General features: G+C 50.9%; 25 protein-coding genes. 6 read left to right on the top strand and 19 right to left on the bottom strand.

All coding sequences use genetic code 11. The features are described from left to right. The first annotated feature begins 65 nt into the window (after nt 1–65). Nucleotides 66–521, top strand: a complete 456-nt coding sequence (locus tag ACO0LN_RS17095) for an OsmC family protein (RefSeq protein ID WP_422975824.1) — start codon at nt 66–68, stop codon at nt 519–521. Here the strand turns inward: ACO0LN_RS17095 and ACO0LN_RS17090 are convergent. The 16 genes from ACO0LN_RS17090 to ACO0LN_RS17015 form a co-directional block, all read right to left on the bottom strand. Next, nucleotides 506–1,285 (bottom strand): BPSS1780 family membrane protein, encoded by a 780-nt coding sequence (locus ACO0LN_RS17090; protein WP_422975822.1) that lies wholly within the window; start codon nt 1,283–1,285, stop codon nt 506–508. The genes ACO0LN_RS17095 and ACO0LN_RS17090 overlap by 16 nt on opposite strands. After that, the gene (locus ACO0LN_RS17085) at nt 1,282–2,247 is read right to left on the bottom strand and encodes a homoserine kinase (protein WP_422975820.1); all 966 of its coding nucleotides are present in this window, start codon (nt 2,245–2,247) and stop codon (nt 1,282–1,284) included. Before ACO0LN_RS17085 ends, ACO0LN_RS17090 begins: the two co-directional genes overlap by 4 nt. A 110-nt stretch (nt 2,248–2,357) precedes the next feature. Further along, entirely contained in the window at nt 2,358–2,798 is a 441-nt protein-coding gene (locus ACO0LN_RS17080) for a hypothetical protein (RefSeq protein ID WP_422975818.1), read from the bottom strand. Nucleotides 2,799–4,023: 1,225 nt separating this feature from the next. After that, nucleotides 4,024–5,100 carry a porin gene (locus ACO0LN_RS17075; protein ID WP_422949490.1) on the bottom strand — a complete coding sequence of 359 codons (1,077 nt, stop codon included), beginning with the start codon at nt 5,098–5,100 and terminating at the stop codon, nt 4,024–4,026. A 422-nt stretch (nt 5,101–5,522) separates the two neighbouring features. Beyond that, a complete protein-coding gene (locus ACO0LN_RS17070; protein ID WP_422975816.1) occupies nt 5,523–6,758 on the bottom strand; it encodes a multidrug effflux MFS transporter in 1,236 nt (411 codons plus the stop codon). A gap of 133 nt (nt 6,759–6,891) precedes the next feature. Further along, nucleotides 6,892–8,373 (bottom strand): NAD-dependent succinate-semialdehyde dehydrogenase, encoded by a 1,482-nt coding sequence (locus ACO0LN_RS17065; RefSeq protein ID WP_422975814.1) that lies wholly within the window; start codon nt 8,371–8,373, stop codon nt 6,892–6,894. A gap of 111 nt (nt 8,374–8,484) precedes the next feature. Then, the gene (locus ACO0LN_RS17060; protein WP_232063234.1) at nt 8,485–9,699 is read right to left on the bottom strand and encodes a THUMP domain-containing class I SAM-dependent RNA methyltransferase; all 1,215 of its coding nucleotides are present in this window, start codon (nt 9,697–9,699) and stop codon (nt 8,485–8,487) included. 107 nt (nt 9,700–9,806) lie between these two features. After that, complete coding sequence (locus ACO0LN_RS17055; protein WP_422975812.1) at nt 9,807–10,238, bottom strand: CopD family protein; 432 nt, start codon at nt 10,236–10,238, stop codon at nt 9,807–9,809. Nucleotides 10,239–10,251: 13 nt separating this feature from the next. Next, nucleotides 10,252–11,517 carry a glutamate-5-semialdehyde dehydrogenase gene (locus ACO0LN_RS17050; RefSeq protein ID WP_422975936.1) on the bottom strand — a complete coding sequence of 422 codons (1,266 nt, stop codon included), beginning with the start codon at nt 11,515–11,517 and terminating at the stop codon, nt 10,252–10,254. 129 nt (nt 11,518–11,646) lie between these two features. Continuing rightward, nucleotides 11,647–12,666, bottom strand: a complete 1,020-nt coding sequence (gene holA, locus ACO0LN_RS17045) for a DNA polymerase III subunit delta (protein ID WP_422975810.1) — start codon at nt 12,664–12,666, stop codon at nt 11,647–11,649. Between the two features lies 1 nt (nt 12,667). Beyond that, nucleotides 12,668–13,177 carry an LPS assembly lipoprotein LptE gene (gene lptE / locus ACO0LN_RS17040; protein ID WP_162039934.1) on the bottom strand — a complete coding sequence of 170 codons (510 nt, stop codon included), beginning with the start codon at nt 13,175–13,177 and terminating at the stop codon, nt 12,668–12,670. A gap of 36 nt (nt 13,178–13,213) precedes the next feature. Further along, the gene (gene leuS, locus ACO0LN_RS17035; RefSeq protein ID WP_422975808.1) at nt 13,214–15,841 is read right to left on the bottom strand and encodes a leucine--tRNA ligase; all 2,628 of its coding nucleotides are present in this window, start codon (nt 15,839–15,841) and stop codon (nt 13,214–13,216) included. A 148-nt stretch (nt 15,842–15,989) separates the two neighbouring features. Then, nucleotides 15,990–16,433, bottom strand: coding sequence for an ExbD/TolR family protein (locus ACO0LN_RS17030; protein ID WP_422975806.1), 444 nt, complete (start codon nt 16,431–16,433; stop codon nt 15,990–15,992). 35 nt (nt 16,434–16,468) lie between these two features. Next, nucleotides 16,469–17,125, bottom strand: a complete 657-nt coding sequence (locus ACO0LN_RS17025) for a MotA/TolQ/ExbB proton channel family protein (protein WP_422975804.1) — start codon at nt 17,123–17,125, stop codon at nt 16,469–16,471. 30 nt (nt 17,126–17,155) lie between these two features. Next, the gene (gene dapB, locus ACO0LN_RS17020) at nt 17,156–17,962 is read right to left on the bottom strand and encodes a 4-hydroxy-tetrahydrodipicolinate reductase (protein ID WP_422975802.1); all 807 of its coding nucleotides are present in this window, start codon (nt 17,960–17,962) and stop codon (nt 17,156–17,158) included. Nucleotides 17,963–17,968: 6 nt separating this feature from the next. After that, on the bottom strand, nt 17,969–18,499 hold the full coding sequence (locus ACO0LN_RS17015) for an outer membrane protein assembly factor BamE (RefSeq protein WP_174244980.1): 531 nt from the start codon (nt 18,497–18,499) through the stop codon (nt 17,969–17,971). 111 nt (nt 18,500–18,610) lie between these two features. Between ACO0LN_RS17015 and fur the strand changes: the two genes are divergently transcribed. Beyond that, nucleotides 18,611–19,039, top strand: coding sequence for a ferric iron uptake transcriptional regulator (gene fur / locus ACO0LN_RS17010; protein WP_422975799.1), 429 nt, complete (start codon nt 18,611–18,613; stop codon nt 19,037–19,039). A gap of 67 nt (nt 19,040–19,106) precedes the next feature. Here the strand turns inward: fur and ACO0LN_RS17005 are convergent, their stop codons facing one another. From ACO0LN_RS17005 to ACO0LN_RS16995, 3 genes are read right to left on the bottom strand one after another with little or no spacing between them, the layout of a single operon-like run. Then, a complete protein-coding gene (locus tag ACO0LN_RS17005) occupies nt 19,107–19,490 on the bottom strand; it encodes a response regulator (RefSeq protein WP_422975797.1) in 384 nt (127 codons plus the stop codon). Nucleotides 19,491–19,547: 57 nt separating this feature from the next. Next, on the bottom strand, nt 19,548–20,579 hold the full coding sequence (gene hrcA, locus ACO0LN_RS17000; protein WP_422975795.1) for a heat-inducible transcriptional repressor HrcA: 1,032 nt from the start codon (nt 20,577–20,579) through the stop codon (nt 19,548–19,550). 44 nt (nt 20,580–20,623) lie between these two features. Further along, nucleotides 20,624–21,310, bottom strand: coding sequence for an HAD family hydrolase (locus ACO0LN_RS16995; protein WP_422975793.1), 687 nt, complete (start codon nt 21,308–21,310; stop codon nt 20,624–20,626). Between the two features lie 75 nt (nt 21,311–21,385). Here ACO0LN_RS16995 and ACO0LN_RS16990 point away from each other — a divergent pair, with 75 nt between their 5' ends. The 4 genes from ACO0LN_RS16990 to ACO0LN_RS16975 all read left to right on the top strand — a co-directional run bounded on the left by ACO0LN_RS16990 (nt 21,386) and on the right by ACO0LN_RS16975 (nt 26,000). Continuing rightward, nucleotides 21,386–22,279 carry an NAD kinase gene (locus tag ACO0LN_RS16990; RefSeq protein WP_422975791.1) on the top strand — a complete coding sequence of 298 codons (894 nt, stop codon included), beginning with the start codon at nt 21,386–21,388 and terminating at the stop codon, nt 22,277–22,279. 121 nt (nt 22,280–22,400) lie between these two features. Next, complete coding sequence (gene recN / locus ACO0LN_RS16985) at nt 22,401–24,047, top strand: DNA repair protein RecN (RefSeq protein ID WP_422975789.1); 1,647 nt, start codon at nt 22,401–22,403, stop codon at nt 24,045–24,047. Between the two features lie 14 nt (nt 24,048–24,061). Beyond that, nucleotides 24,062–25,168, top strand: coding sequence for a ferrochelatase (gene hemH, locus ACO0LN_RS16980; protein WP_422975787.1), 1,107 nt, complete (start codon nt 24,062–24,064; stop codon nt 25,166–25,168). Between the two features lie 7 nt (nt 25,169–25,175). After that, on the top strand, nt 25,176–26,000 hold the full coding sequence (locus ACO0LN_RS16975; protein ID WP_422975785.1) for a symmetrical bis(5'-nucleosyl)-tetraphosphatase: 825 nt from the start codon (nt 25,176–25,178) through the stop codon (nt 25,998–26,000). Nucleotides 26,001–26,247: the final 247 nt, after the last annotated feature.

Below are 26,247 nucleotides of genomic sequence, written 5' to 3'. Positions count from 1 at the left end.
TCACGATTTTGAGCAATAGGCTACAATCTGAGGACGGTATTTTCTAATTCATTGGGGAGTAAAGAATGGAAGCAACAGTACGCTGGACAGGGTCGTCCGGCATGTCTTTTCTGGCAGAAACCGGCTCCGGTCATGCTGTATTAATGGATGGCGCACCAGATGGCGGCGGCCGCAATCTTGCGCCCCGCCCTATGGAGATGGTCTTGCTGGGAACGGGTGGCTGCTCGGCTTATGATGTGGTGCTGATTTTGCGCAAGGGTAAGCAGGATATCCGTGGCTGTGACGTCAAGCTGACAGCCGAACGTGCTGATACTGAACCCAAGGTATTCACCAAGATCAATTTTCACTTCGTCGTGCGTGGCCGCCAGTTGAAAGCCAGCCTGGTTGAACGCGCGATCAAGCTGTCACATGAAAAATACTGCTCTGCATCAATCATGCTGGAAAAGACAGCGGAAATGACGCATAGCTTTGAGATCATCGAAGACCTGGATCTGCCTTCAGAACATCAGGCAGCGGGCTGATCTCCTGCATCCGGCTTGCCAAAAACATCAGTGTAAGTCGGATAAGAAGAGCAATAAGCGATAACAAAAATAAGAAATGACAATGCTGCAAGCATAAGTGCTGCAACATAAATATCTATTCCTGCAAAAATGAGTGCAAACGGGCTGACCAGTATCATCACGCCATACAAGCCAAGGACATAGACAATGAACGCCTTCCAGGAATGCAGCACGGCGAAGAAGCTATAGAACATGGATTTCATCAGCGACATTCGCTGCCATACCATCAATGGGACGCTGTACCAAAATGCCATCGCAAATGGAATGTATAGCAGGACCGAAAAGAAAATACCCTTGAATGGAAAAGCTTGCTGCAGTGCATTCGCATCCATAGGCCCGGCAGTTTGCATAATTTTTACAAAGGCCTCAATATCTCCGTCAGCCAGTGCATCAGAAAGTAAGCCCGTTACAAATATGGCCAATATACGGAAGACACCCGATCCCAGCAAAGCAAGCCTGTGCTGGGATTTAAAACCCATAAAAAGCAAGCTGGGCGTTATTCTCTGCTCGTTTTCGACCAGCAAACAGGCTTGCATAAGCCCGACTGAAAATACCGGGAACAAAAACAGGCTCAGGAATTGCCCTGCTACAGGGATGAACTTCAGCAATTGAGTCAGCATCATCCATAAGAAAAACAAGCTGATCAACTCTGCGGGCCGTTGACGGAATAACGCAAAACCCCGGGTCACCCAGGTCCAGCCTGACCTTGCATCTATTGTTTTCATGTATTGACAGGCAATGCCGGGACACGCCCCGATTCACGCAGGCGCAAAATACGCTCAAAATGTGTAGGATCATGCGGAGTCAACATTTCTGCATCCCTGGGTTGGTAGAAGTCATACAGGCGCGACAACCAGAAACGCAAAGCCGCTGCGCGCAACATGGGTTGCCAGGCAATGCCCTCTTCTTTCGTGAAAGGGCGCACTGCATGATAGGCGTTCAGCAAGGCCAGTACACGTGCCTCATCCAGCACGCCAGTGGCAACATCGATGCACCAGTCATTGACGGTTACGGCAACATCAAAAATCCAGGTATCGCAACCAGCGAAATAAAAGTCAAAGAAACCGGTCAGGCGCTCGCCGTCGAACATCACATTATTGCGAAACAGGTCGGCGTGCACAGGGCCACGCGGCAAGGCGCGGTAAATTGGTGTGCTGTCGAAAGCATCCTGAAAATGCACTTCGGCCCGCAACAGATGCTGCAATTCATCCGACAGGAAAGGTAAAACCTTGGGCGTGGTCTCGTGCCACCAGTCCAGCGAACGCAGATTGGGTTGCTGTATGCTGAAATCCTTGCCCGTCACATGCATGCGTGCCAGCATGGTGCCGACCTCGGCACAGTGCACGGCCTGCGGGTCCATTTGTGAGCTGCCTTCAAGCTTGCTGACAATCGCAGCAGGCTTGCCATGCAGAGCGACCACTAACTCACCCTGATCATTGGCAATAGGCGCAGGCACCAGTACGCCATGGTCTGCCAGATGGCGCATGAGCTTCAGGTAAAACGGCAATTGCTCAAAGCTCAGGTTTTCAAAAATCGTCAGGACAAATTCACCTGCTTCGGTATTGATGAAAAAATTGCTATTTTCTATGCCTGAAGCGATACCTTTGATGCTAAGGGCCTTACCCAGTGGAAATTGCTGCATCCAGGGGCCAAGATCGTCCAGGGTTACCGGTGTAAAAACTGCCATATCAATAAAAAAATGAGAACTAAGTGAATGCTTACTGCGAATATTTACCGTCAATGCTTAGCGACAGCCCGGTTTGCTCAGTGCATGCCTGGCGACTACCTTGTAAGCACTTACTTTGCGATGGCAGAACTGGCAGGGGCAGCAGATTTTGAAGCAGGTGGCAGAACATCAGGAGGATTACCCTCTTTCACTTCTTTCTTGCCGCCAAATTCAAGTATGGTCCATTGGGCTGCACGATTGGCATCGCCCTGCACCGTGCCTTTAGGCGCGTTGCCTACGTCAGTATCGGTTTTGACTGTGTAATTGCTTTTGCCGGACTTCACTTGTACTTCTGTACCCTTGCCGCCAATGACACGCTTTTCTGTCACTTTGGTCCTGGGTTCTGGCTTGCTCACCGATACGCCTTTGGGATCGGGGATTTCTTCCAGTTTTTCCATTTTTGGCGGAGGTGGGACATCGGCCTTGGAAGGCGCTTGTGCGAAAACGGCCTGCCCTGCAGTACAAGCCAGCATAAAGGTCAGTAATACGGCGGATTTTTTCGTGATTTTCATGATGAAGCCCGGAAACGTGTGATAAAGCCATTGTAACAAAGCCCAGACTGCACTGTCAGGAATATCCGGCTTGTTGTGCGCATTCGCATTGATACCTCATCCGTAATTTAACAGCCAAGGACGAGAGTCTTCATATTCGCATTACTGGAATTTCACCGTTTATGTACGGTTTGTTTTTTTGCTCAGTATTTATACCGTCTCGAAATGGCTGCTAAAAAATGGATAAGGGTCATTTGCCTTTCGAATAAGAATAACAAAATTGGCCAGGAGAAGGTCTCAGGCAGAGCAAATGTGATGCTATTATTTCAATTCTCATGATCATTACGCTTCAACGACAGCATTTTTTTCAAGCGAATAACTTATTAACTTTCCATTCCCGGAATCTCAACAAAAATAACATGCCACATTTCGCACCCAAAAATCGCATCTTTCTACAAACCTATATTTTTTGGGCATTCTTATCATTATTCAATTTTGATTTTCTTTGTCCTCTTGCGCTTCCGTTTTTTATTCTCATGTATGTGCAGTTTTTGCCGTTTCTATTCCCGCCCATTATTTTTTCCTTCATATGTGCCGGGTTAATCACGATTCTTAGCATGCGTTATTTGTCCAAAAAAATTCACGGGATGTCACCGCTCATTGCTAACTTCGTTTTTCTTATAGCGCTTATCCCTAGCGCAAACACGTACAAGAACATCTTGATTCACCAGCAACTCATTGAACACACTCCGGATTGCGTGGACTATGGTTCTTTCTGGCGCTCAAGCTTTTACAGTGATCGTAATTTTTTTGGCAACGCCATTTATGAAGAGAAGGGGAAAGTCTATCTATGGAGTTACAAAGAAAGAAGATTTTTTGAGGCACAACCGGATCTGGCACGGAATTTCACTTGCAGGAAATAGTGCCTGATATCGTCATTCAAATAGCAATATTCTTAAGCGAATGCAATATGCCGCACCAGCGTATCGAGATTAGAACTCATTTCATAAATATGCATGAGATGCGTTTGCCTCATACGTGTGCTGGCGATTTGAGCGCATTGCAGCGTTGCGCAAGTTGCACTGCATCCCAAATTGTCTTGTTCGCCATCAACACTATTTATGAAATGAGTTCTAGTAAGCATGCGCTGGAATTACATTGCGCGATCATTTCAAAAAAAAAGAGTGTCCAATACAGGACACTCTTCTCTTTTTAAACGCATGAAGGGACTAGCCCTTCAGCAGAATTAGAACTGGTGACGTACACCGAATGTCAATTCTTTTACGTCAGCGCCTTTAACTGCTGCGCCCACTTTTTGGGAATTGGCATCTTGTGTTGTGCTTGCGAAAGCAGCATACAGGTCAGTACGCTTGGAGAATGTGTACTGGTAGCCGATTGCGAATTGCTTAGCATCGCCAACTGTAGCAGCGGAGTTAGCTGCAACTGGAGTAGAGTCTTTGATTTTGGTGAAAGTAGCCAAAATTTTGTTTGTTGGATCAAACGGAACTGTTACGCCCAGGGAGAAGATCTTTTGATCAACTGCCAAAACAGCGTCATCACTCACTTTTTGATAGATAAAGACTGGTTTAGCTACGCCGAAATCATAAGCAACAGCCAGAGTGTTACCTTTACGTGCATTGATAGGACCGTTAGCAGCAGCTTGGCCATTATCTTTAACGAAAGAGTAACCAACATCCAAGCCATCAGCGTTGTAACGCAGGTTCAGACCCAGAGTACGGCCAGCAGAGTTATCGCCAGCGGCTTCGCCGAAACCGTATTGACCAACAGCAGAGAAACCGTTCAGGTTGCCTGGTGTGTAGTAGTAGATGGCATTACTTGCACGGCCACCGGAGTTAGCATTCGCGCCTGCTACAGTCGCTGTGCCACCGATGAAGTACAAATTGGACAGACCATTGCCGCTGTTGATGTAGCCAGATGCAAACGGATCAAAGTTGTCAAAGAATTTGAAAGTTGGAGTCTTGTCGCGGCCCAGATCTACTGTACCGAAATCGCCAGACAGGCCAACTGTAGAACGACGGCCAAATGTACGGCCTTGAGCAGAGCTACCGTCATCAACGTTCAGACCCATTTCCAGAACGAAGTTGGCTTTCAAGCCGCCACCGAGGTCTTCAGTACCTTTGAAGCCCAGACGGGAACCGTTTTCCTGACCACTCTGGAGTTTGTTGAAACGGCCAGCAGGTGTGCCGTTATCCAGACTTTGGAAGCCAGCGTCAACGATACCGTAGATAGTAACGGAAGATTGAGCAAACGCTGCACCGGAGAAAGCACTCATCAGAGCAAGTGCGAGGAATGATTTTTTCATTATCTAGTATCCAAAAATGAATGTTAAGTTTTCACCAATTTATATCAAGCACGGTAAAAACAGAATTACAGGTGTTTTACAGCCTTGAATCGGTAAGAGATCCAATGACAAGCGGCACGATACCTGCGAAAAGTGACAACTTGATGAATTCAATGTGTTTAGAAAGCTACACTCTAATAAAGTTCAGCTTAAAAGAACACGATGGAAATCTTATTTGCATATGCGGAACGAATAGTACACAAAATCAAGGAAACCTGCTGACGACACTCGATTTCGCCTCATTGCTGCAAAGCACCAATCATATAAGGCCAGTAACTAGCATTTCAAGTAACTGACTTGAAATTTATTTATGTATTATTATAAATGAAATATCTTCTTATTGACAAAATGAAATATTTCATTAGAACAATTAGTGAAAATACTTATTCCACAGTTTCCCAGGCATTCTGTTTTTGCGCGGTCATGGCACGCCAGTAAGCACGCCCGGTGTACCACATGGTGGCACCTATGACGGCACAGGCAAACTGCCCCAGCGCCAGGGTCAGCACAGAATGATCAAGGGCTGGCGCGACCATGCCGGCAATGACAGCGCCCAGCATGGTGACGGTTGCCGACTGGCACGAGGCGACGATGCCTCTTATGTTAGGAAACAAATCCAATACCAGCAAGGTTGCCCCTGGTGCGACCAGTGACATGCCAAAGGTATAAAAGAACAAGGGTGTTACTGACCACAATAAAATCGGCGGCGAAAAATAATGAAACACCACGTTGAACAGGGATGCGCCTATCAAAAAGCAAAAGCCTATGCTGACCTGTTTCCAGACTGTCATTTTGCCCGCCAGGCGATTGGCGGCAAGGGCACCTAAAAAGATACCCCCAACTGAAGGCACGAATTGCCAGCCAAACTGATCTGGCCCGAGATGCAAATGCTGGGTAATAAAAGCAGGGGCTGCGGAAACGTACAGGAACAGACCCGCAAAATTAAAGGCGATGGTGCCAGCCTTTAAATGGAATAACGGTGATTTGAATACTTTTTTATAACTGACCCATAAAAATTCTGCGCTAAAAGGCTGGCGCTTGTCCATGGGGAGGGATTCAGGCAGATGCTTATAGCAAGCCCACCACAGGACCACGGTATAGCCAAACAACAAAAGAAAAATCGCCCGCCAGCTCTCGAAACGTACTATCCACCCACCCAGGATGGGGGCAATCGCCGGGGCAATAGAGAATATCATGGTCACCAGCGACAGCAAGCGTTCTGCCGGTGCACCAGCATACAAGTCGCGGATAATGGCACGCCCCACCACCATGCCAGCCCCGGCAGACACGCCTTGCAGGATACGGAAGCCCCACAGGTAATGAATGCTATGCACAGAAGCACAACCAAAGCTGGCAACGGCAAACACCGCCAGCGCCACCAGAATTACATTACGCCTGCCAAATGCGTCCGACAAAGCACCATGCCATAAGGTCATGACGGCAAAGGACAGCATATAGGCCGTCAGCGTTTGCTGCACTTCCAGCGCACTCGCATGCAGGGTGGACTGGATATTGGGGAAGGCAGGAAGGTATGTATCAATCGAGAACGGACCAAGCATGGCCAGGGCAGCCAGTAAGGTCGCCAGGCCAGCATTGCTGATCTTGGTTGCAGAGGACATGGGCAAATTCAGTGTTGCGCCTGATAGCAGTAGCAGCTATCAGGCATGGGACTACAAATTGGGGGCTAAGGGACTGCAGCCAATACCAGGCTGAAGTTCACGCCGCAGTTCATGCTGAAGTTCAAAATGAAATTCAGATGCCACCCATACAAAGGTACTTCATTTCCAGATATTCATCCATGCCGTATTTGGAGCCTTCTCGCCCCAGGCCGGATTGCTTGACGCCGCCAAACGGTGCTACTTCATTAGAGATCAGGCCAGTGTTGATACCCACCATGCCGTATTCGAGTTTTTCAGCAACCCGCCAGACACGGCCTATGTCGCGTGAATAAAAGTAGGATGCCAGGCCAAAGTCAGTGTTATTCGCGGCGGCAATGGCTTCTTCTTCAGTCTTGAACTTGACGACTGCGGCCACCGGGCCAAAGGTTTCTTCATTCATGATCAACATGCCAGATGTGACATTCGACAGCACGGTTGGTTCATAAAAAAGTTTGCCAGCTTTCAGCAATTTGCCGCCAGCCTGTAAGCTTGCACCTTGCTTGAGGGCATCGGCCACATGCTCTTCTACCTTGGCGACTGCCTGCGCATCGATCATCGGCCCCTGGTTGATGCCAGTGGCAAAACCATCGCCGACCTTGATCTTTTTAGCACCTGCTGACAATTTTTCAACAAAGGCGTCGTAAATTGATTCATGCGCATAAAAACGGTTGGTACAGACGCAGGTCTGGCCGGAATTACGGAATTTTGATTGCAGCGCACCTTCGACGGCAGCATCCAGGTCAGCATCTTCAAACACGATGAACGGAGCATGGCCGCCCAGTTCCAGCGCCAGCTTTTTGACTGTCTGGGCCGATTGGCGCATGAGGATGCGGCCTACTGGTGTTGAACCAGTGAAGGACAAATGCCTGACCACAGGGCTGTCGCACAAGACCTTGCCGACAGCAATGGATTGCTCAGAGTCAGCAGTGACGATATTGATGATGCCTGCCGGTATGCCAGCTCTGTGCGCCAGTTCTGCCATGGCCAGCGCCGACAAGGGAGTTTGCTCGGCAGGCTTGATGACGATGGAGCAACCAGCAGCAACCGCTGGTGCCACCTTGCGGGTGATCATGGCGATAGGAAAATTCCATGGCGTGATGGAAGCACAGACACCGATAGGCTGCTTCAAGACCACCATGCGCTTGTCACTCCAGGTTGATGCCATGACATCACCAGATACGCGCTTGGCTTCTTCGGCAAACCATTCTATGAAACTGGCACCGTAGATGACTTCACCCTTGGCTTCGGCCAGGGGCTTGCCCTGCTCTGCCGTCATGATGGCAGCCAGGTCGTCGGCATTCTCTATCATAAGGTCAAACCATTTGCGCATGAGCGTCGCGCGTTCTTTGCCGGTTTTTGCGGCCCAGAGCGGGAAGGCCACTTGCGCGGCCTTGATGGCAGCCTCGGTATGGCTGGCGTCCAGATTAGGGACTGTACCCAGTATTGCCAGCGTGGAAGGATTATTCACTTCAAAACTGGCTGTGCCTGTGACCCACTCGCCATTGATGTAGGCCTGGTTGCGTAATAAGGACGGGTCTTTCAAATTCAGTTGTTTGGCGGTTGATTCCAGTGCCATGACTACATCTCCTTGCAAAATCTTGAAGTGAAGCCTCAAGCCTAAAGCAAAACGGCCAGGTCTGCTGAGACCTGGCCGCTTTTTCAGTGGCTTATTGCCATAGCATGAAAATTATTCAGCTATATCTTTTGGTTTGGCTTCTTCCCTGCGGTTAAAACCTGCCACCATGTCAAAGCGGAACAAACGGCATTCCAGTGCGCCATTGAAGAATGGGGTCTTGCGTGACTCTTTCAAACGCAACATCTTGGGCAAGCCCAGATCCGCCGTGAACAGGAACACACTCCAGCCAGCAAAGCGCTGCTTCAGCGTGGTACTGAAGGCGCTGAAGAAGTCTTTGGCCATATCATCTTCTTCCATCGTGCTGTCACCGCGCACACCGATACGTTCACCGTAAGGCGGGTTGGTCAGCAGGATGCCTGGCTCTGTCGTTGGTGCCTTGATTTCCTGCGCTTCTATCTGCTTCAGTGGCACGTCAAAACGTATGCCCGCCTTGTTCAGGTTATTGCGCGTCATGACGATCATGTCGCCAGAAATGTCACTGCCAAAAATCGTTGGCTCTGCAGGTAAAGGATGTGGCTTGGCGCTGGCCTTGATCTGTGCCCATGCATCAGCATCGAACTGATGCATTTTCTCGAAAGCGAATTCACGCTTCAGGCCTGGTGGTATGCCCGCCAGGATTTGTGCAGCTTCGATGAGGATGGTGCCAGAACCGCACATGGGATCAAACAAAGGTGTGCCAGGTTTCCAGCCTGCGGTGCGCAGCAAGCCTGCTGCCAGGTTTTCACGCAAGGGCGCGTCACCGGTTTCCAGGCGCCAGCCGCGCTTGAACAAAGGTTCGCCAGAGATATCCAGATACACCGTAAAATTGCGTGCATCCATGAAACCCACGATGCGCATGTCAGGGTTCTTGGTATTGACTGAGGGGCGCTGGGTGAATTGGTCGCGGAAACGGTCGCAGATCGCATCCTTGATTTTGAGCGTGGCAAAGTCCAGGCTCTTCAAAGGTGATTTGACTGCCGTGACATCAACACGGATGGTATGGTGATAGCCAAACCAGTCTTCCCAGGGCTGGGCCAGCACCAGGTCGTAAATATCATTTTCATTGGTATAGCCAGAATGCGCCATACGCATCAACACGCGCGAGGCTATGCGTGAATGCAGGTTGATACGCCAGCCATCATGCAGGCTGCCTGAGCAATGCACACCGCCCGGCACCTGATTATGGACAGTCATGGTTTTATCCAGGGCTGCAATTTCTCCGAGCTCTTCAGCCAGGGCTATTTCCAGGCCACGTGGGCATGGGCAAAAATAAGAATAACGCGTCATAGGAGTACCCTTTATCCGTTAAAAAAAACGATGGTGAATATTCACCGCCAATTGTTGGCCTGGAGTTCTGCACTCCAGGTCAACCGTACTTGAAAACCTCGTCAAACCTAAAAAGGTTTGACGACTACCAAAATCAATATCACCAGCAACAAAATCACCGGCACTTCATTAAACCAGCGGAACCAGACATGGCTGCGCTTGTTAACGCCCTTCTCAAACTTTTTCAACAAGCTGCCACAGGCGTGGTGATAGCCTATCAGCAAGATCACCAAAGTCAGCTTGGCATGCAGCCAGCCATTACCCGGGCCCTTCCATATGCCATAGCCTAGCCACAACCACAGGCCGAAGATCAGTGCCAGTACCGCCAGGATCGTCATGAAACGATACAACTTGCGCGCCATCAGCAACAGGCGCTCTGTCGTGGGTGAGTGATTTTCCATCGCCAGGTTGACCAGGATACGTGGCATATAAAACAGGCCGGCGAACCAGGATGTGACGAACAGAATGTGGAAAACTTTAACCCAAGGATAAAAACCCATATTGCTCTTTCTTTTATTGGCGCACTTCGCCATGTCCAAAGACCACATACTTCATCGAAGTCAGCCCTTCCAGTCCTACCGGGCCACGTGCATGCAGCTTGTCATTCGAGATACCAATCTCAGCGCCCAGGCCATATTCAAAACCGTCAGCAAAACGGGTGGAGGCATTTACCATCACCGATGCGGAATCAACTTCGCGCAAGAAGCGCAGGGCGCGGCTATAGTCTTCTGTGATGATGGATTCTGTATGTTTGGATGAATAATCATTGATGTGCGTGATGGCTTCATCCAGGTCAGCCACTACTTTCACTGCCAGGACTGGGGCCAGGTATTCAGTGCTCCAGTCTTCTTCTGTTGCTTTTACCAGATGCGGGTAGCCTGCCAGTATTGCAGCGGCGGCATCGTCGCCACGCAATTCAACCTGCTTGCCTGCATACAGCTCAGCCAGTGCTGGCAAGGCTTGCGAGGCAATGCCTTGCGCGACCAGCAAGGTTTCCATGGTGTTGCAGGTACCATAGCGGTGGCACTTGGCATTGAATGCGACATCCACGGCTTTTTTGAGGTCAGCCTTGTCATCAATATACACATGGCAGATACCATCAAGATGTTTGATCATGGGCACGGTGGCTTCTTGCATCAAGCGTGCGATCAAGCCCTTGCCGCCACGCGGGACGATGACATCAACATACTGCGGCATGGTGATCAGTTCACCAACAGCGGCGCGGTTTGTGGTCTCGACGATCTGTACTGCGTCGGCAGGCAAACCGGCGCCAGCCAGACCTTCCTTGACCAGTTTCGCCAGGGCCTGATTGCAGTGGATGGCTTCTGAGCCACCACGCAAAATGGTGGCATTACCGCTCTTGATACACAGTCCAGCCGCATCCACCGTCACATTCGGGCGTGCCTCATAAATGATACCGATGACGCCCAGCGGTACACGCATCTGCCCTACCTGTATGCCGGTGGGGCGGTATTTCATGTTCGAGATTTCGCCTATAGGGTCAGCCAGGCTGACGATCTGCTCCAGGCCTTCGGCCATGGTGGCAATCGCCTTGTCAGACAGGGTCAACCTGTCAAGCATGGCTGCTTCCATGCCTGCTGCTTTGGCTGCGGCCAGGTCAAGTTCATTGGCGGCGCGCAAGGCTGCAGACTCGCGCCTGATGGCGGCAGCGATCAGGGACAGGACCTTGTTCTTGGCGGCGGTGTCGGCTTTGGCCATGGCGCGCGATGCTGCGCGGGCACGGATGCCGAGGTCATTCATGTAGTGCTTGATATCCATATCGTCATTCAGAGAACGTCTGGTCCTCATAGTCGTTGATCAGCCACCAGCAAGGTGGCGAGGGAATTCAATTTCCGGTTTGATAAACCGCTTAATCGGGTGCAGGCCAGATTATCTGTTGAACAGCTTTTATGCTGTCCTGGCCACTCTCAAACCCAATTGTAACAAGGCATCCCAGGGGTCTCCTGCAAATGCCTTCGCTCGTAAACCTTTTACCATCTTATCGACCTGCGATGCCTCTTGCAGTGCGGCCCGCAAATTTACCAGGCTGACGCGGCGCAAGGCAGGGTCCATGAGTTTTTCTCGCGGGCCCCAGATGCGGTATTCTTTCAGCAAGGCTGACAAGGGTCTGCCCTGTGCCATGCCAGACTTCAGTTTCAGCAAGGTGCGTATTTCTTCTGCCATGGCCCACAAGACCAGGGGCAGGGCTTCGCCCTCACCTTTCAAGCCGTTCAACATACGCACCAGTCTGGCAACGTCACCGGCCAGCATGGCTTCATTGAGTTTGAAGACATCATAGCGCGCTACATTGAGCACGGCATCATGGATTTGTTCAAAACTCAGTTTGCCTGCCGGGTGCAGCAAGGCCAGCTTCTGGATTTCCTGATGGGCTGCCAGCAAGTTGCCCTCTACCCTGTCAGCAATGAAATCCAGGCTTTGCCGGTCTGCACTTTGCTGTTGCAAGGACAGACGCATGCTGATCCAGCCTGGCAATTGATTGCGCTCTACCAGCGGGATGTCGATATATACCGCGGCTTGCTGCAAGCTGCCTACCCAGGCGGCTTTTTGCGTGGCCCAGTCCAGCTTGGGCAAGGTGATCAGGGTCAGGTTATCAGGCGATAAATTGGTCACATAATCCTGCAGAGCCTGGCCACCATCTTTACCAGGCTTGCCGGTAGGGATGCGCAAGTCGATGAGTTTTTTATCACCAAACAGGGATTGCGACTGATTCGCGGCCAGCAAGGCACCCCATTTGAAACTGCGTTCCACCGTCAGGATTTCGCGCTCGTAAAAACCTTGCGATTTTGCGGCACGACGTATCTTGTCTGCGGCTTCCAGCGCCAGCAAATGCTCATCACTGGTGATCACATATAGTGGCGCCAGTGTTTTCGCCAGATGGCCATCAAGGGCATCGAAGCGTAATTGCATATCAGTCGTCCATCTTTACAACGGCCAGCCTGCGCATGATTTGCTGCACCAGGTCACTTTGCATATCACGGTACAGCAAGACTTCTTCTGCCTCTTTCGCCAGCACTTGCGATTCATTAAAGGTGATATTGCGCTTCAACTGCAGATCTACCGGTTCCAGATATTCCTTGCCTACATTATTGCGGACACGGAAACGGAAGTTATAAATCAGATTATATTCACGCACGCGACCCTGGCTATTCAGCGACAGGATTTGTTTTTCGCGAGTTTCACTCAATACTTCGAGTACCACTTGCGCGTCCTTGGCCTCAGACATGATCTGGGTCTGGCCATTGGCACGGATATGGCGGCGCAATTCCCCACCCAGGGCCGAGCTTTCTGGCATGCCGATATAAATACTTTTAAACGGCAAGGCAACCGGGCCGCGCAGGGCGAAACCGCAGGCCGACAACAGCATGATGGACATGATGGCTGCCAGCCATTGCAGACGCTTTACATAGTTTGCTTGCATGCGGTTTTCCCTGTTACTGGTATATCTGTTAAACAATCAGGCGACGATATTCACCAGCTTGCCAGGCACGATGATGATTTTCTTGGCCGCGCCTTCCATGAACTTCTGTACGCTTTCATTGGCCAGAGCAGTTGCTTCTATGGTGGTTTTGTCGGCATCCTTGGCAACCTTGATGCTGCCGCGCAGTTTGCCATTGACCTGCACCATGAGCTCGATTTCATCCTGCACCAATGCAGCATCATCGACCAGTGGCCACGGTGCATCAATGATTTCACCGAGTTCTGTCGCCAGACCCAGTTCTTGCCACAATACGTGGGTAATATGCGGGCATACCGGATACAGACCACGCAGCAAGATGCTGAAGGCTTCGCGCAAGGCTGCAGCACTGCCTTCGGCTTCTGACTTGAAGGACTCTATGGTGTTGAGCAACTTCATCGCACCAGAGACCACCGTGTTGTATTGCAGGCGCTCATAATCGGCATCGATCTGCTTCAGCGTCAGATGCACTTCACGGCGCAGGGCCTTGACGTCATTTGCATACGAAGCAGGTGCAGCAGCGCCAGAGGCAATCGTGCCAGACAGTTTCAATGCAGAAGCCCACAGACGACGCAGGTAGCGTGAGGCACCTTCTACACCGCTATTACTCCATCCCGCACTTTGATCCGGAGGGCCAGCGAACATGGTGAACAGACGTGCTGTATCAGCACCGAACTGCTCGATAATGTCTTTCGGTTCCACCACATTGTTCTTGGACTTGGACATCTTTTCGATGCCGCCCATTTGCACAGGCTGTCCGTCTGATTTCAACACGGCGGCGATTGGACGCCCCTTGTCATCATGCTGGACTTCAATTTCATTCGGATAGAACCAGATTTTCTTGCCGCTGGCATCTTCACGATAATAAGACTCGTTGAGCAACATGCCCTGCGTGAAAAGGTTCTTGAAAGGCTCGTCGATACTGACCAAGCCCAGGTCACGCATGGCCTTGGTCCAGAAGCGTGCGTACAGCAAATGCAGAACCGCATGTTCGACACCGCCTATGTACTGGTCCATCGCCATCCAGTAATCATTACGGCCATCAACCATGGTGGTCGCATCAGGGCAGGTATAACGCATGAAATACCAGCTGGAATCAACAAAGGTGTCCATGGTGTCAGTTTCACGGTGTGCCGGGCTGCCGCATTTAGGGCAAGGCACATTCAGGAAATCTTCACGGTGTTTCAATGGATTGCCAGAACCGTCAGGGATACAGTCGGTAGGCAGGACGACTGGCAAATCTTCATACGGCACAGGCACGTCACCACAACTGTCGCAGTGGATGATAGGGATAGGTGTGCCCCAGTAACGTTGACGGGAAATACCCCAGTCACGCAAGCGCCAGGTGGTTTTCTTTTCGCCGAGCTCTTTGGCAATCAGGTCCGCGGCCACGGCATCAACAGTTGCCTTGAAACTCAGGCCGTCATATTTGCCAGAATTAACGGTGACTCCCCGTTGCTTGTCACCATAGGACTCTGCCCAGGCATCCGTCGTGAAAGTCTCACCTTCAATCGCCACTACCTGCTTGATGGCGATATTGTATTTTTTCGCGAACGCGAAATCGCGTTCATCATGGGCAGGCACGCCCATGACAGCGCCATCACCATACGTCATCAGAACATAGTTGCCGACCCAGACTTCGACCTGCTCGCCAGTCAGAGGGTGAGTGACGAAGAGGCCAGTAGGCATGCCCTCTTTTTCCTTGGTCGCCATTTCGGCTTCTGTCGTGCCACCAGCTTTACAGACTTCAATGAAGGCTGCCAGTGCGGCATTGTTCTTTGCTGCCAGCGTGGCGATAGGATGCTCTGCCGCTACTGCACAGAAAGTCACGCCCATGATGGTGTCAGCGCGGGTAGTAAATACATACATCTTGCCGTCTTGTACCAGTGCGCCGGTTTCATCCTTGATCTCGTGCGGGAAAGCAAAGCGCACGCCTTCGCTCTTGCCTATCCAGTTGCGCTGCATGGTGCGCACTTGCTCAGGCCAGCCATCGAGATTGTCGATACTGTTCAGCAACTCATCTGCGTACTGAGTAATGCCGAAGTAGTAGCCAGGAATTTCGCGCTTCTCTACCAGGGCGCCAGAGCGCCAGCCACGGCCATCGATGACCTGCTCATTCGCCAGTACGGTTTGATCGATAGGGTCCCAGTTCACAACCTGGGTTTTTTTGTAGGCAACGCCTTTTTCCAGCATCTTCAGGAACAGCCACTGGTTCCAGCGATAGTAGTCAGGGTCACAAGTTGCGACTTCACGCGTCCAGTCAAATGCCAGGCCCAGGGGCTGCATTTGTGACTTCATGTCTTCAATATTTGCGTAAGTCCATTCTGCTGGCGATTTTTTGTAGGCAATCGCAGCATTTTCTGCTGGCAGGCCAAAAGCATCCCAACCCATAGGCATAAGGACGTTATAGCCCTTCATACGCAACTGGCGTGCCAGCATGTCGTTGATCGTGTAATTGCGCACGTGGCCCATGTGCAGCTTGCCGGAAGGGTAAGGCAGCATGGAGCAAGCGTAATACTTGCCTTTAGGGAAACGTGGATTGTTTTCTACTGCCGTATAGGCATCGATCTTTTTCCAATGGGATTGCGCCGATTGTTCGACGTCAGAGGGCGTGTATTTTTCTTGCATGGCGTAAGCAGAAGTAGATGCGGAAATGACTCAGAACCTTTGATTATAACTGGTTCAGGCACATTATTGAGGAAAGCCTGACGGGCAAAGGTTCTTGGAGCCGTTTTACAGGGTGTAGCGCAGTCTTGTAATGACTGAACCGTGACAATTACGGTTTTTTGGCTTGTTTGCTGTCGGTCACAAAAGAAATCCTGGCCAACCCTTGCGTCTGGGCTGCCGCCATAACCTGGGCGATAATTTCATAGCGGGTAGCCTTATCAGCCCGCAACTGGATTTCTGTCTGCTTGTTCTTTTTCGCCAGCAGGGCCAGCCTGGATTCCAGGTCAGCCATGGCCAGTACCTGCTTATCCCAGTAAAGGATGCCGTCAGCATCAAAGGAAATACGTACGGACTCTGCCTGCTCAGCCACCGGGGCCGATTGTGCCTGCGGCAAATCCAATTTGATCGCATGCGTCATGAAAGGGGCAGCGATGATAAAGATGACCAGCAAAACCAGCATCACATCGACCATGGGCGTGACATTGATGTCCGCCATGGAAGTCAGGGGACGGGATGAGGGTTCGCGCGGCGTATGAAATTGACCGAATGTCATCTTTTAATTTTGGGGACGGTTTTTTTGTTTTTAATTCAAGACTTGTTCATGTGGGCATGCAAGTCAAATGCAAATCCATCCAGCTCAGCCAGGGTAATGCGGTTAATGCGATTAAAGGCGTTATAAGCCAGCACGGCAGGTATCGCTACCAGCAAACCCAACGCTGTCATGATCAGGGCTTCGCCTACTGGCCCTGCCAACTGGTCGATTTGCACCACACCGTTGGATGAGATGGCCGTCAAGGCGCGATAAATACCCCAGACTGTACCCAGCAAACCAACAAAAGGTGCCGTTGCGCCGACTGAGGCGAGAAAGCTCAAACCGGTTTCCAGTTTGACTGTCAGGCCTTGCAACTCCTGGCGCAGGCTGCGCGTCAGTATTTCGCCAAGACCGGCATTGGCAGACAAGGTGGCGCTGCGTTGGGCCGTGTCACTGGCGGCATGCGCAGCATCTGCCAGGGTGATGAATATTTTGGACTGATCAGTTTGGCGCAGCGACGACAAGGCATCGGCCAGGCTGGGCGCACGCCAGAAGGCGCGCAAGCCTGGGGCTGCTTTACGGATACGCCAGAAACTCCAGCCCTTCATCAGTATCAATGTCCAACTCAGTACCGACATCAACAATAATAACCAACCGACCAGATGACCCAGTGCGTCAGCCTGTTCCCAATAATGTGCGATTGCAGAATTCATGTAGAGGTCACACGTACTATTACAGACTGATTAACGAAAACCCAGGACATCGTACATATCATACAGGCCTGTAGATTTGCCTTGCAAGAAACGGGCTGCACGCAAGCTGCCATGGGCATAAGTCACACGACTGGAAGACTTGTGGCTGATTTCGACACGCTCGCCTATGCCGGCGAACAAGACCGTATGATCACCAACGATGTCGCCGCCACGGATAGTAGCAAAACCGATGGAAGACGGGTCGCGCTCACCCGTCACACCTTCACGGGCAAACACGCCCACTTCATTGAGGTCACGGCCCAGCGCATCGGCGATGACTTCGCCCATCTTGAGGGCAGTGCCTGAAGGGGCATCGACCTTGAAGCGGTGATGTGCCTCAACGATCTCGATGTCATAACCTTCGGCGAAGCTCTTGGCTGCCATTTCCAGCAACTTCATGGTGACGTTTACGCCTACACTCATGTTCGGCGCAAACATGATCGCGGTTTTCTCTGCGGCAGCGGCAATCGCTGCCTTGCCAGCATCATCAAAACCCGTGGTGCCGATAATCATCTTGACGCCGTGAGCAGCGCAATATTCAAGATGCTTGAGCGTACCTTCAGGGCGGGTGAAATCGATCAGGTAGTCGGCATTTGCGAGGCCAGTTGCCAGGTCAGCAGTAATGTTCACGCCGCAAGGCTTGCCCAGACTGGCCGCAGCATCCGTACCCAGGGCTGGTGAAGCAGGCACGTCCAGCGCGCCAACCAGGACCATATCACCGGCATTACTGATTGCTTCGACCAGCATTTTCCCCATACGGCCAGAAGCCCCGGCCACGGCAATTTTGAGTGCAGTCATAACAGCTTATTTCTCTTTTTTCTTCGGCGCATCGGTCTCTATCACCGATTGCACGCGGTTCAGGCCCAAAGCGGATTCTGTAATACGTGCCAGGTATTCTTTTTCAGTCGGCAAATTGCCGCCTTCAAATTTTGCTACCGTGCCATCCTTGAAAAACACCGACACGCGGCTGGTGATACGTTCACCATTTGGCTTGGTAAGGCGGAAAGGGTAATCCCAGCGGTCTTCATGGAACATATCGGTCAGCAAGGCTGTACCAAGGATAAAACGCACTTGCTCACGTGTCATACCTTCTTTTAACTGTGCCACCATTTCCTGGGAAACGAAGTTACCTTGCTGTATGGGAACGCGGTAAGGTGAAATAAAGGCCAGCACCTTGCCAAAACCGGTGGGCTCCACCACTTGTGCACCATTTGCATCACTAGGGGTGCCAGATGTTGCATATACTGAAGTTCTGTCAGCCGATGACAGCAGGGGAATAGGTGATGAACATGCTGTCAAAGAAGCCAGCACTACCAGACCCGCTACACGGCTCATCTTATTCCGCGTTAAACCTGAAAACAACAGTTGCATAGATAACCTCTTAATTGAGCAACAAGCCCTAAAACCCGATATCATAAAGCAGATAGCAATTTTTTGATCGAAAACATGACAAACAGCACCTCCAACCTCAAAGCTAGCGGTCTGAAAGCCACCCTGCCCCGACTGAAAATCCTGGAGATCTTCCAGAACAGCCCGGTTCGTCATCTGACAGCAGAAGATGTATATAAGATCCTGCTGAACGAAAATATGGATGTCGGTTTAGCAACTGTATACCGCGTACTGACCCAGTTTGAACAGGCTGGCCTGTTAAACCGTAATCATTTTGAGACTGGTAAAGCCATTTTCGAATTGAACGAGGGCTCACACCATGACCATCTCGTTTGCCTCGATTGTGGCCGAGTGGAAGAATTTTTTGACCAAGAGATAGAGCAACGCCAGCAAACTGTCGCTCTGGAGCGTGGTTTCAAGATTGCCGAGCATGCCTTGGCGATTTATGGCAACTGCACCAAGCCCAATTGTGAACACAAGGCTTAACCCAGGGAAATAGTCCCAGATCCCCCTTGCAAGCGCACGGGCCTACCTGCACCGTGCGCCGTACTGCCTACCTATTGATCTTTGCTACCACTGCTTCCACTGTGTTTATGATCTTCTGTGCATTGAATGGCTTAAGGATATAGCCGTGTATGCCAGTTTTAACCACCTCGGTAATCGTATCCTGATCCTTATTGGCTGTCACCATGAGCACCCTTGCCTCTGGCAGCAGTTCCCTGATACGTGGCAAAATTTCAGTGCCACTGATCTTGGGCATGACGATATCCAGCAAGATTAAATCTGGCTTCAACTTCAATGCAAGTTCCAAACCACTGCCGCCGTCAGTTGCTTCACCAACAACATGATACCCCTCGCTCCTCAGGATGACCCTGAGCACCTCGCGGGTTACATCATTGTCATCAATCAACAAAATCTTTGCGTTTTTCTTTTCCATAGCAACCCTGCTCCGGATGAATGTGTGCCTGCCTGCTCCGCCAGTTCCTACCCTGTATTATTGACTTAAGGCATTAGATAATAATTTTGACGTAATGTCCACGATCGGTATCACTCTTTCATACGCCATGCGTGTGGGCCCTATCACACCCAGGGTACCCACGATCTTGCCGTTCACCCCATAGGGCGCTGTGACAATACTCATTTCTTCCATGGGTACAAGTTGTGATTCGCCGCCGATAAATATCTGCACACCAGTTGCCTTGCTGGATACATCGAGTAATTGCATGAGGCTGTTTTTTTGCTCGAACATATCGAACAGCTTGCGCAATGAGCCCATATTTGATGACAGGTCTTGCACATTCAGCAGATTGCGCTCACCAGAGATAACAACTTCGTCATTATCTTCATCCATGGCATTACTACCTGCTTCAACAGCGGCCTGCATAAGCCTGGTCATATCATTCTGCAGTTGCCGCAACTCATTATTGATGCGGGAACGCGCATCGGTAAAACTCAAACCGCCAAAATTCTGGTTCAGGTAATTGGCGGCCTGCACCAATTGTGTCGGTGTGTAATCGACATCCGTCAACAAAAGGCGGTTATGGACTTCTCCACCCGGTGTGACGACCACAAGCAAGATGCGTTTTTCAGACAAACGCAAAAATTCAACCTGCTGAAAAATCGACTCTGTACGTGGTGTCATGACGACACCGGCAAATTGTGACAGAGACGACAAGATTTGTGCCGCATTGGTAATCAGCTTTTGCGGCGACTGCGCGTTCATATTCGATTGCAAGCTGGATTGCAGGCGTGTATCCATGCCCGTAGCATTGATATCTTGCACAGTAAGCAATTTATCGACAAAAACCCGGTAGCCTCTGGGGGTAGGGATACGGCCAGCAGAAGTATGCGGGCTTGCTACAAAGCCCATTTCTTCCAGGTCGGCCATGACGTTACGTATCGTCGCCGGGGATAATTCCAGGCCGGATATTTTGGACAAGGCGCGGGAACCTACAGGCTGGCCATCAGCGATATAACGCTCGACCAGGGCTTTTAATAAAGTTTGTGCGCGGATATCTAGTTGCATGGTTTCATTTTATGCGTTCATGACTGACATGAACATAGAAAAATTCATAGCCATAGAGTCAGGTCATGCAGATTGGCAAATTCTGCATCCGGCTTGATATGCAGATGGCGCTCATCTTCAATTTTTAAACCCTGACGGTTCATCCAGCCGCCTTTTAATCCTGCCTGTTGCGCACCTTGCACATCCAGCAATAAATCATCGCCTACATATAATACTTCTCCAGGTTTCAGGCCCAACGCCTGGCAAGCGGCCAGAAATATCCTTGAATCAGGTTTGGCACAGCCAAAACGATAGGCAGCGATAGACACCTTGAAATGATGCGCCAGGCCTATCGCCTGCAAATCGGCAAAACCATTCGAGACAGTGCCCAGGAGCAGTTTTTCATGCAAAGCCTGCAAGGCGGGTTTGACATCGCTGTACAAATCGACTTTGTTACGGGCGTCGGCAAAAACGGCCATGGCCTGATCGGCTTTTTCGGCAGCGACCCCATGTTCATCAAACACCTGTTTCAGCAAGGTATGGCGCAAGGCCCATAAATCATATTGAAAACGCTGGTCACTGGCTACCAGCACATTCCTGCGTTCACGCAATTTTTCTACATTGTAATTTTGCGCAACCACGGGCGCATATTCATGCAACCATTGCTGCAAGGCTGATTCAGCATGACGAATAACCGGTGCAACCGGCCACAAAGTATCATCGAGGTCCAGCAAAACTGCTTTAATTGCCATAAAGAGCACTCATTCCATTCATAGATGCCCTAATTATGTTCTAATCTCAGGCATCATGTCACCCTACCTTTGTTTATGACAATACAGGCCAAAACCATTGCACTTGTTGGAAAATCGAATGCGACAGGCATTGCTGACTCGATTAAAGAACTGGCCAATTTTCTCGCGAGTGCGGGACACCGCGTCGTCATAGAGGCAGAAACAGCGCAATACCTGCAGTTGAGCGAATTCAGCAGCATGCCTGTGCCTGAGATAGGCAAGCTGGCCGATGTCGCCATCGTAGTGGGTGGCGATGGCACCATGCTGGGCATAGCACGGCAACTGGCACCCTACAATATTCCTCTGATTGGTATCAACCAGGGCAGGCTGGGTTTCATCACCGATATTGCGCTTGACCGTATGATCCCTGTCATCACCGAAATGCTGGATGGCAAATATGTGTCTGAGCGCCGCAGCCTGTTGCAGGCCATCGTGACCCGCGATGGCAACCAGATTTTCAGTGGCGTGGCTTTCAATGATATCGTGGTCTCGCGCGGTGCAGGCTCAGGGATGGTGGAATTGCGGGTAGAGGTAGATGGACACTTCATGTACAACCAGCGCTCGGACGGTCTCATCGTCTCGACGCCGACAGGCTCCACTGCCTATGCCCTTTCTGCCGGTGGCCCGCTGCTACACCCCAGCCTGTCAGGCATTGCAATGGTGCCGATTGCGCCGCATGCCTTGTCGAACCGGCCCATTGTCTTGCCAGACAGTAGCGAAATCGTCATCACCATAGTGGCCGGGCGCGATATCAGCCTGAATTTTGATATGCAAAATTTTGCCAGCCTGCAGCATCAGGACAGGATTATCGTCAACCGTTCTGCCCATACGGTGACCTTCCTGCATCCTCCCGGCTGGAATTATTACAACACCTTGCGCGAGAAACTGCACTGGAATGAATATCCATCGGTAGAGGGTGCACTGAATTAATTTTTTCGCCCACTCTTACGAACACAGAAGTCACAGGCTGTTGCTAGAATAGCGATTTCGCTATGCTGGCTGGTACTTTCCGGCACCATTTTCTTAACAAACTCCTTCATGTCTGCCCATTATGTTGCGCACGCTTGCCATACGAGATTTTGTCATTGTTGATACGCTGGAGCTGGAATTTTCTTCAGGCTTCAGTGTGCTGACCGGTGAAACCGGTGCGGGTAAGTCCATTCTGATCGATGCTCTGACCCTGGCCCTCGGTGGCCGTGGCGACGCCAGCATGGTGCGCGAATCTGCCAGCAAAACGGATATCAGTGCAGAATTTGCCGTGAATGAAACACTCGCCGCCTGGCTCAAAGAACATGAATTCTTTGACCAGGATCAGCCACTGATCTTGCGCCGTACCATCGATAATGCGGGCCGTTCAAAAGCGTGGATCAACGGCATTACCGCGACGGCTGGTCAATTACGCGAAATTGGCGATATGCTCGTGGATATCCATGGCCAGCATGCGCACCAATCCTTGTTGAAAACCGAGGCACAGCGCGATTTGCTGGACATGCAAGGCGGCTTGCAAGCGCATGTCAGTGAAGTTGGTTTGCGCTACCGTGCCTGGCGCAATATCAGCAAGCAACGCGAAGAATTTGAAACCAATGCCAAGAGCGTCCTGCAAGAACGCGAGCGTCTGGAATGGCAGGTTGGCGAACTCGATAAATTGCAAATCAAACCTGGTGAATGGGAAAGCATCAGCCAGGAACATAGCCGCCTGGCCCACGCTGCTAGCCTGATGGAAGGTGGGCAAGAGGCGGCGGCATTGATTTCTGAATCCGAACATCCGGTCCTGTCGCAACTGACGACCATCCAGCAAAAACTGTTGAAGCTGCTTGATTATGATGCGGCGCTCAAGCCAGTCACCGACGCGCTGGAATCTGCCTGCATCAATTTGCAGGAAACCACTTATGCGCTCAATGTTTACCTGAGTCGCACCGAGCTAGACCCAGCCCGCCTGCGCGTAGTGGAAAACCGCGTAGAAGCAATCCACACCACGGCACGGCGCTTTCACGTTGCACCAGAAAAGCTGCATGAGGAGTTTGCCACGCTGTCAGCCCAGTTGGCACAGTTGTCAAATGCGACTGATATGGATGCCCTGAAAGCGCAGGAAGAAAAAGCCAGACTGGCATACCTGCAAACGGCGCAAAAACTCAGCAAAACCAGACAAAAAGTCGCCAAGGATCTGGGCACAGCAGTCACTACCGCAATGCAAGACCTGAGCATGGGTGGCGGTAGTTTCTCTGTTGCACTCAATCCTGTGGAACCTGCCGCCTATGGACTGGAACAGGTGGAATTTTTGGTCGCAGGCCATGCCGGTGTGCAGGCAAGGCCGCTGGCCAAGGTGGCATCTGGTGGTGAACTCGCGCGTATATCGCTGGCAATTTCTGTCATCACTTCTTGCGCTACAGCCACCCCCACCCTCATATTTGATGAGGTGGATAGTGGTATAGGCGGTGGCGTGGCTGAAGTGGTTGGGCGTTTATTGAAACGCCTGGGCCAGGACCGGCAAGTCTTGTGCGTTACGCACTTGCCACAAGTGGCCAGCCAGGCTAACCAGCATTTCCAGGTCAGCAAGGCCAACCAGAATGGCAAAACCGTTTCACAGATAGAAGCACTCGATAATAAACAAAGAGTGGAAGAAATCGCCCGAATGCTGGGCGGCATAGAAATTACGGCGACTACGCGCAAACACGCCAGAGAATTATTGGCATCTTAAGAAAAAAATACATCATGCGCTTCCTTAAAGAACCTGAATATTCACACGGCAAAATCGCCAAGACAGCCGTGGTGCTGATCAACCTGGGCACACCAGATGCACCGACGACATCGGCAGTTCGCCGTTATCTCAAACAATTTTTATGGGACAGGCGCGTGGTTGAAGTGCCGCGCCCGATCTGGTGGATGATCTTGCATGGGATTATCCTGCCCTTTCGTTCTGGTCAGTCAGCAAAGAAATACGCCTCGATCTGGACCAAGGATGGTTCACCATTGAAAATACATACGCAAAAACAGGCAGCGTTATTGAAAGGCTATCTGGGTGAACGTGGGCATGAAGTGCAAGTTGCCTATGCCATGCGGTATGGCTCGCCCTCCATACCGGAAGTCTTGCAAAAATTAAAAGCAGACGGTTGTGAACGCATATTGATACTGCCAGCCTATCCACAATATTCTGCCACGACGACTGCTTCCAATTTTGACGCTGTCGTTCAGCATTACCAGCAAGTCAGGAACATGCCTGAACTGCGCTTCGTCAAGAATTATCATGACCATGATGGTTATATACAGGCTTTGCGCGTGTCGGTCATGGATCACTGGCAAAGCCATGGTCGCCCGGACAAACTGGTCATGAGTTTCCATGGTTTGCCCAAAGCCTTTTTATTGCGTGGCGATGCCTACCATTGCGAATGTTATAAAACCGCAAGGCTGCTCGCAGAAAAACTGGGGCTGGGCAAGGATGATTACGTAGTCACCTTCCAGTCACGCCTGGGCCGTGCAGAATGGCTGCAACCTTACACGGCACCCACCGTGGCAAAGCTGGCCAAGGAGGGCGTTAAACGCATAGACGTGATTTGCCCCGGCTTTATCGCTGACTGCCTGGAAACTCTGGAAGAAATCGCCATGGAAGTGAAGACCGATTTTCTGAAAGCAGGTGGCAAGGAATTCAATTACATCCCCTGCCTGAATGAATCACCGGCGTGGATGCGCGGCCTGGCTGAAATTGCAGAGCAACATCTGATAGGCTGGCCTACCATGATCACCGCCAGCGTGCGTGAACAACAAAAGCAACAAGCCCTGATCAGCCGCGCAGAAGCGAAACGCCTCGGTGGAGAACCCTGAGGCAGCAATGGCAATAACTTATTTTATCGGCGATATCCAAGGCTGTGCCGACCAGTTGCAAAGCCTGCTCAAAAAAATAGAGCAGACCGAACCAGATGCGCAATATTTGTTTGCAGGTGACCTCGTTAACCGTGGTCCCAAATCGCTGGCCAGCCTGCGCCTGATACGCGATTTGCAAATCGCTGGCCGGGCAGAATCCGTACTCGGCAACCATGACCTGCATTTGCTGGCTGTCGCCAATGGCATACGCAAAGCAAGTCGCAGCGATACCCTCGACGACATCCTGCAAGCACCAGACCGTGAAGAATTGCTCGACTGGTTAAGACACCGGCCCATGGCGATTTCACAGCACCAGCACTTATTGATACATGCAGGCATCTTCCCACAATGGTCAGCAAAGCAAACCATGAAACTGGCGCATGAAGTTGAAACACAGCTACGCGGTAAACACTGGCTGGATTTATTACGCAATATGTATGGCAATACCCCGGCACAATGGCAGGATGATCTGGAAGGCTATGACAGATTACGCTGCATCATCAACGCACTGACACGCATGCGTTTTTGCAGTGCAGATGGCGTCATGGACTTTGACAGCAAGGATGGTCTGGAAAGCGCACCGCAAGGCTTTGCCCCCTGGTTTGATCTGTCACGTGCCAGTGAAAAAACCACGCTGGTATTTGGTCACTGGTCCACCCTGGGCCTGATCTTGCGTGACAATCTGATCAGCCTTGATACCGGCTGCGTCTGGGGTGGTAAACTGACTGCCGTTGCGCTGGAAGACAGGCAAGTCGTACAGATAGATTGTCCGCAGCAGCAAAAGCCGGGATAAAAGTACCATAGGTGCTTTTTTTAAATAGTTAGCTCGACCTGATTAAATTTAATATGAGCATATTTTGGTACGAAGGTATATTGATCTTATTGGGATTGGTAATTTCAATATTTATTGGCCGTGCGACCAAAGATGGTAGCGGCTACGGTCTTGTATTTTTTTTCGGGTTAACTTCCATTTTATTGGCTTTTATTCTCGCAGTTGCCGGAGTATTTTCTTTTACATTTCTGTGTTCAAATATTTCTAT

The organism is Undibacterium sp. TC9W, assembly GCF_049339865.1.
GTDB lineage: Bacteria > Pseudomonadota > Gammaproteobacteria > Burkholderiales > Burkholderiaceae_D > Undibacterium.
Note: the sequence above shows the minus strand (reverse complement) of the source record. Positions and strands in the feature narration are given on the sequence as shown.

What these genes read in the sequence shown, in the direction of transcription:
- ACO0LN_RS17065 (WP_422975814.1), bottom strand. Translation starts at nt 8,373, where the DNA reads ATGGCACTGGAATCAACCGCCAAACAACTGAATTTGAAAGACCCGTCC.
- fur (WP_422975799.1), top strand. Translation starts at nt 18,611, where the DNA reads ATGACAAACAGCACCTCCAACCTCAAAGCTAGCGGTCTGAAAGCCACC.
- ACO0LN_RS17070 (WP_422975816.1), bottom strand. Translation starts at nt 6,758, where the DNA reads ATGTCCTCTGCAACCAAGATCAGCAATGCTGGCCTGGCGACCTTACTG.
- recN (WP_422975789.1), top strand. Translation starts at nt 22,401, where the DNA reads ATGTTGCGCACGCTTGCCATACGAGATTTTGTCATTGTTGATACGCTG.
- hrcA (WP_422975795.1), bottom strand. Translation starts at nt 20,579, where the DNA reads ATGCAACTAGATATCCGCGCACAAACTTTATTAAAAGCCCTGGTCGAG.
- ACO0LN_RS17080 (WP_422975818.1), bottom strand. Translation starts at nt 2,798, where the DNA reads ATGAAAATCACGAAAAAATCCGCCGTATTACTGACCTTTATGCTGGCT.
- ACO0LN_RS16990 (WP_422975791.1), top strand. Translation starts at nt 21,386, where the DNA reads ATGACAATACAGGCCAAAACCATTGCACTTGTTGGAAAATCGAATGCG.
- ACO0LN_RS17085 (WP_422975820.1), bottom strand. Translation starts at nt 2,247, where the DNA reads ATGGCAGTTTTTACACCGGTAACCCTGGACGATCTTGGCCCCTGGATG.
- ACO0LN_RS17090 (WP_422975822.1), bottom strand. Translation starts at nt 1,285, where the DNA reads ATGAAAACAATAGATGCAAGGTCAGGCTGGACCTGGGTGACCCGGGGT.
- ACO0LN_RS17030 (WP_422975806.1), bottom strand. Translation starts at nt 16,433, where the DNA reads ATGACATTCGGTCAATTTCATACGCCGCGCGAACCCTCATCCCGTCCC.
- ACO0LN_RS17015 (WP_174244980.1), bottom strand. Translation starts at nt 18,499, where the DNA reads ATGAGCCGTGTAGCGGGTCTGGTAGTGCTGGCTTCTTTGACAGCATGT.
- ACO0LN_RS17075 (WP_422949490.1), bottom strand. Translation starts at nt 5,100, where the DNA reads ATGAAAAAATCATTCCTCGCACTTGCTCTGATGAGTGCTTTCTCCGGT.
- ACO0LN_RS16975 (WP_422975785.1), top strand. Translation starts at nt 25,176, where the DNA reads ATGGCAATAACTTATTTTATCGGCGATATCCAAGGCTGTGCCGACCAG.
- holA (WP_422975810.1), bottom strand. Translation starts at nt 12,666, where the DNA reads ATGCAATTACGCTTCGATGCCCTTGATGGCCATCTGGCGAAAACACTG.
- ACO0LN_RS17095 (WP_422975824.1), top strand. Translation starts at nt 66, where the DNA reads ATGGAAGCAACAGTACGCTGGACAGGGTCGTCCGGCATGTCTTTTCTG.
- hemH (WP_422975787.1), top strand. Translation starts at nt 24,062, where the DNA reads ATGCGCTTCCTTAAAGAACCTGAATATTCACACGGCAAAATCGCCAAG.
- ACO0LN_RS17050 (WP_422975936.1), bottom strand. Translation starts at nt 11,517, where the DNA reads ATGGATATCAAGCACTACATGAATGACCTCGGCATCCGTGCCCGCGCA.
- lptE (WP_162039934.1), bottom strand. Translation starts at nt 13,177, where the DNA reads ATGCAAGCAAACTATGTAAAGCGTCTGCAATGGCTGGCAGCCATCATG.
- ACO0LN_RS17025 (WP_422975804.1), bottom strand. Translation starts at nt 17,125, where the DNA reads ATGAATTCTGCAATCGCACATTATTGGGAACAGGCTGACGCACTGGGT.
- ACO0LN_RS17005 (WP_422975797.1), bottom strand. Translation starts at nt 19,490, where the DNA reads ATGGAAAAGAAAAACGCAAAGATTTTGTTGATTGATGACAATGATGTA.
- ACO0LN_RS17060 (WP_232063234.1), bottom strand. Translation starts at nt 9,699, where the DNA reads ATGACGCGTTATTCTTATTTTTGCCCATGCCCACGTGGCCTGGAAATA.
- dapB (WP_422975802.1), bottom strand. Translation starts at nt 17,962, where the DNA reads ATGACTGCACTCAAAATTGCCGTGGCCGGGGCTTCTGGCCGTATGGGG.
- leuS (WP_422975808.1), bottom strand. Translation starts at nt 15,841, where the DNA reads ATGCAAGAAAAATACACGCCCTCTGACGTCGAACAATCGGCGCAATCC.
- ACO0LN_RS16995 (WP_422975793.1), bottom strand. Translation starts at nt 21,310, where the DNA reads ATGGCAATTAAAGCAGTTTTGCTGGACCTCGATGATACTTTGTGGCCG.
- ACO0LN_RS17055 (WP_422975812.1), bottom strand. Translation starts at nt 10,238, where the DNA reads ATGGGTTTTTATCCTTGGGTTAAAGTTTTCCACATTCTGTTCGTCACA.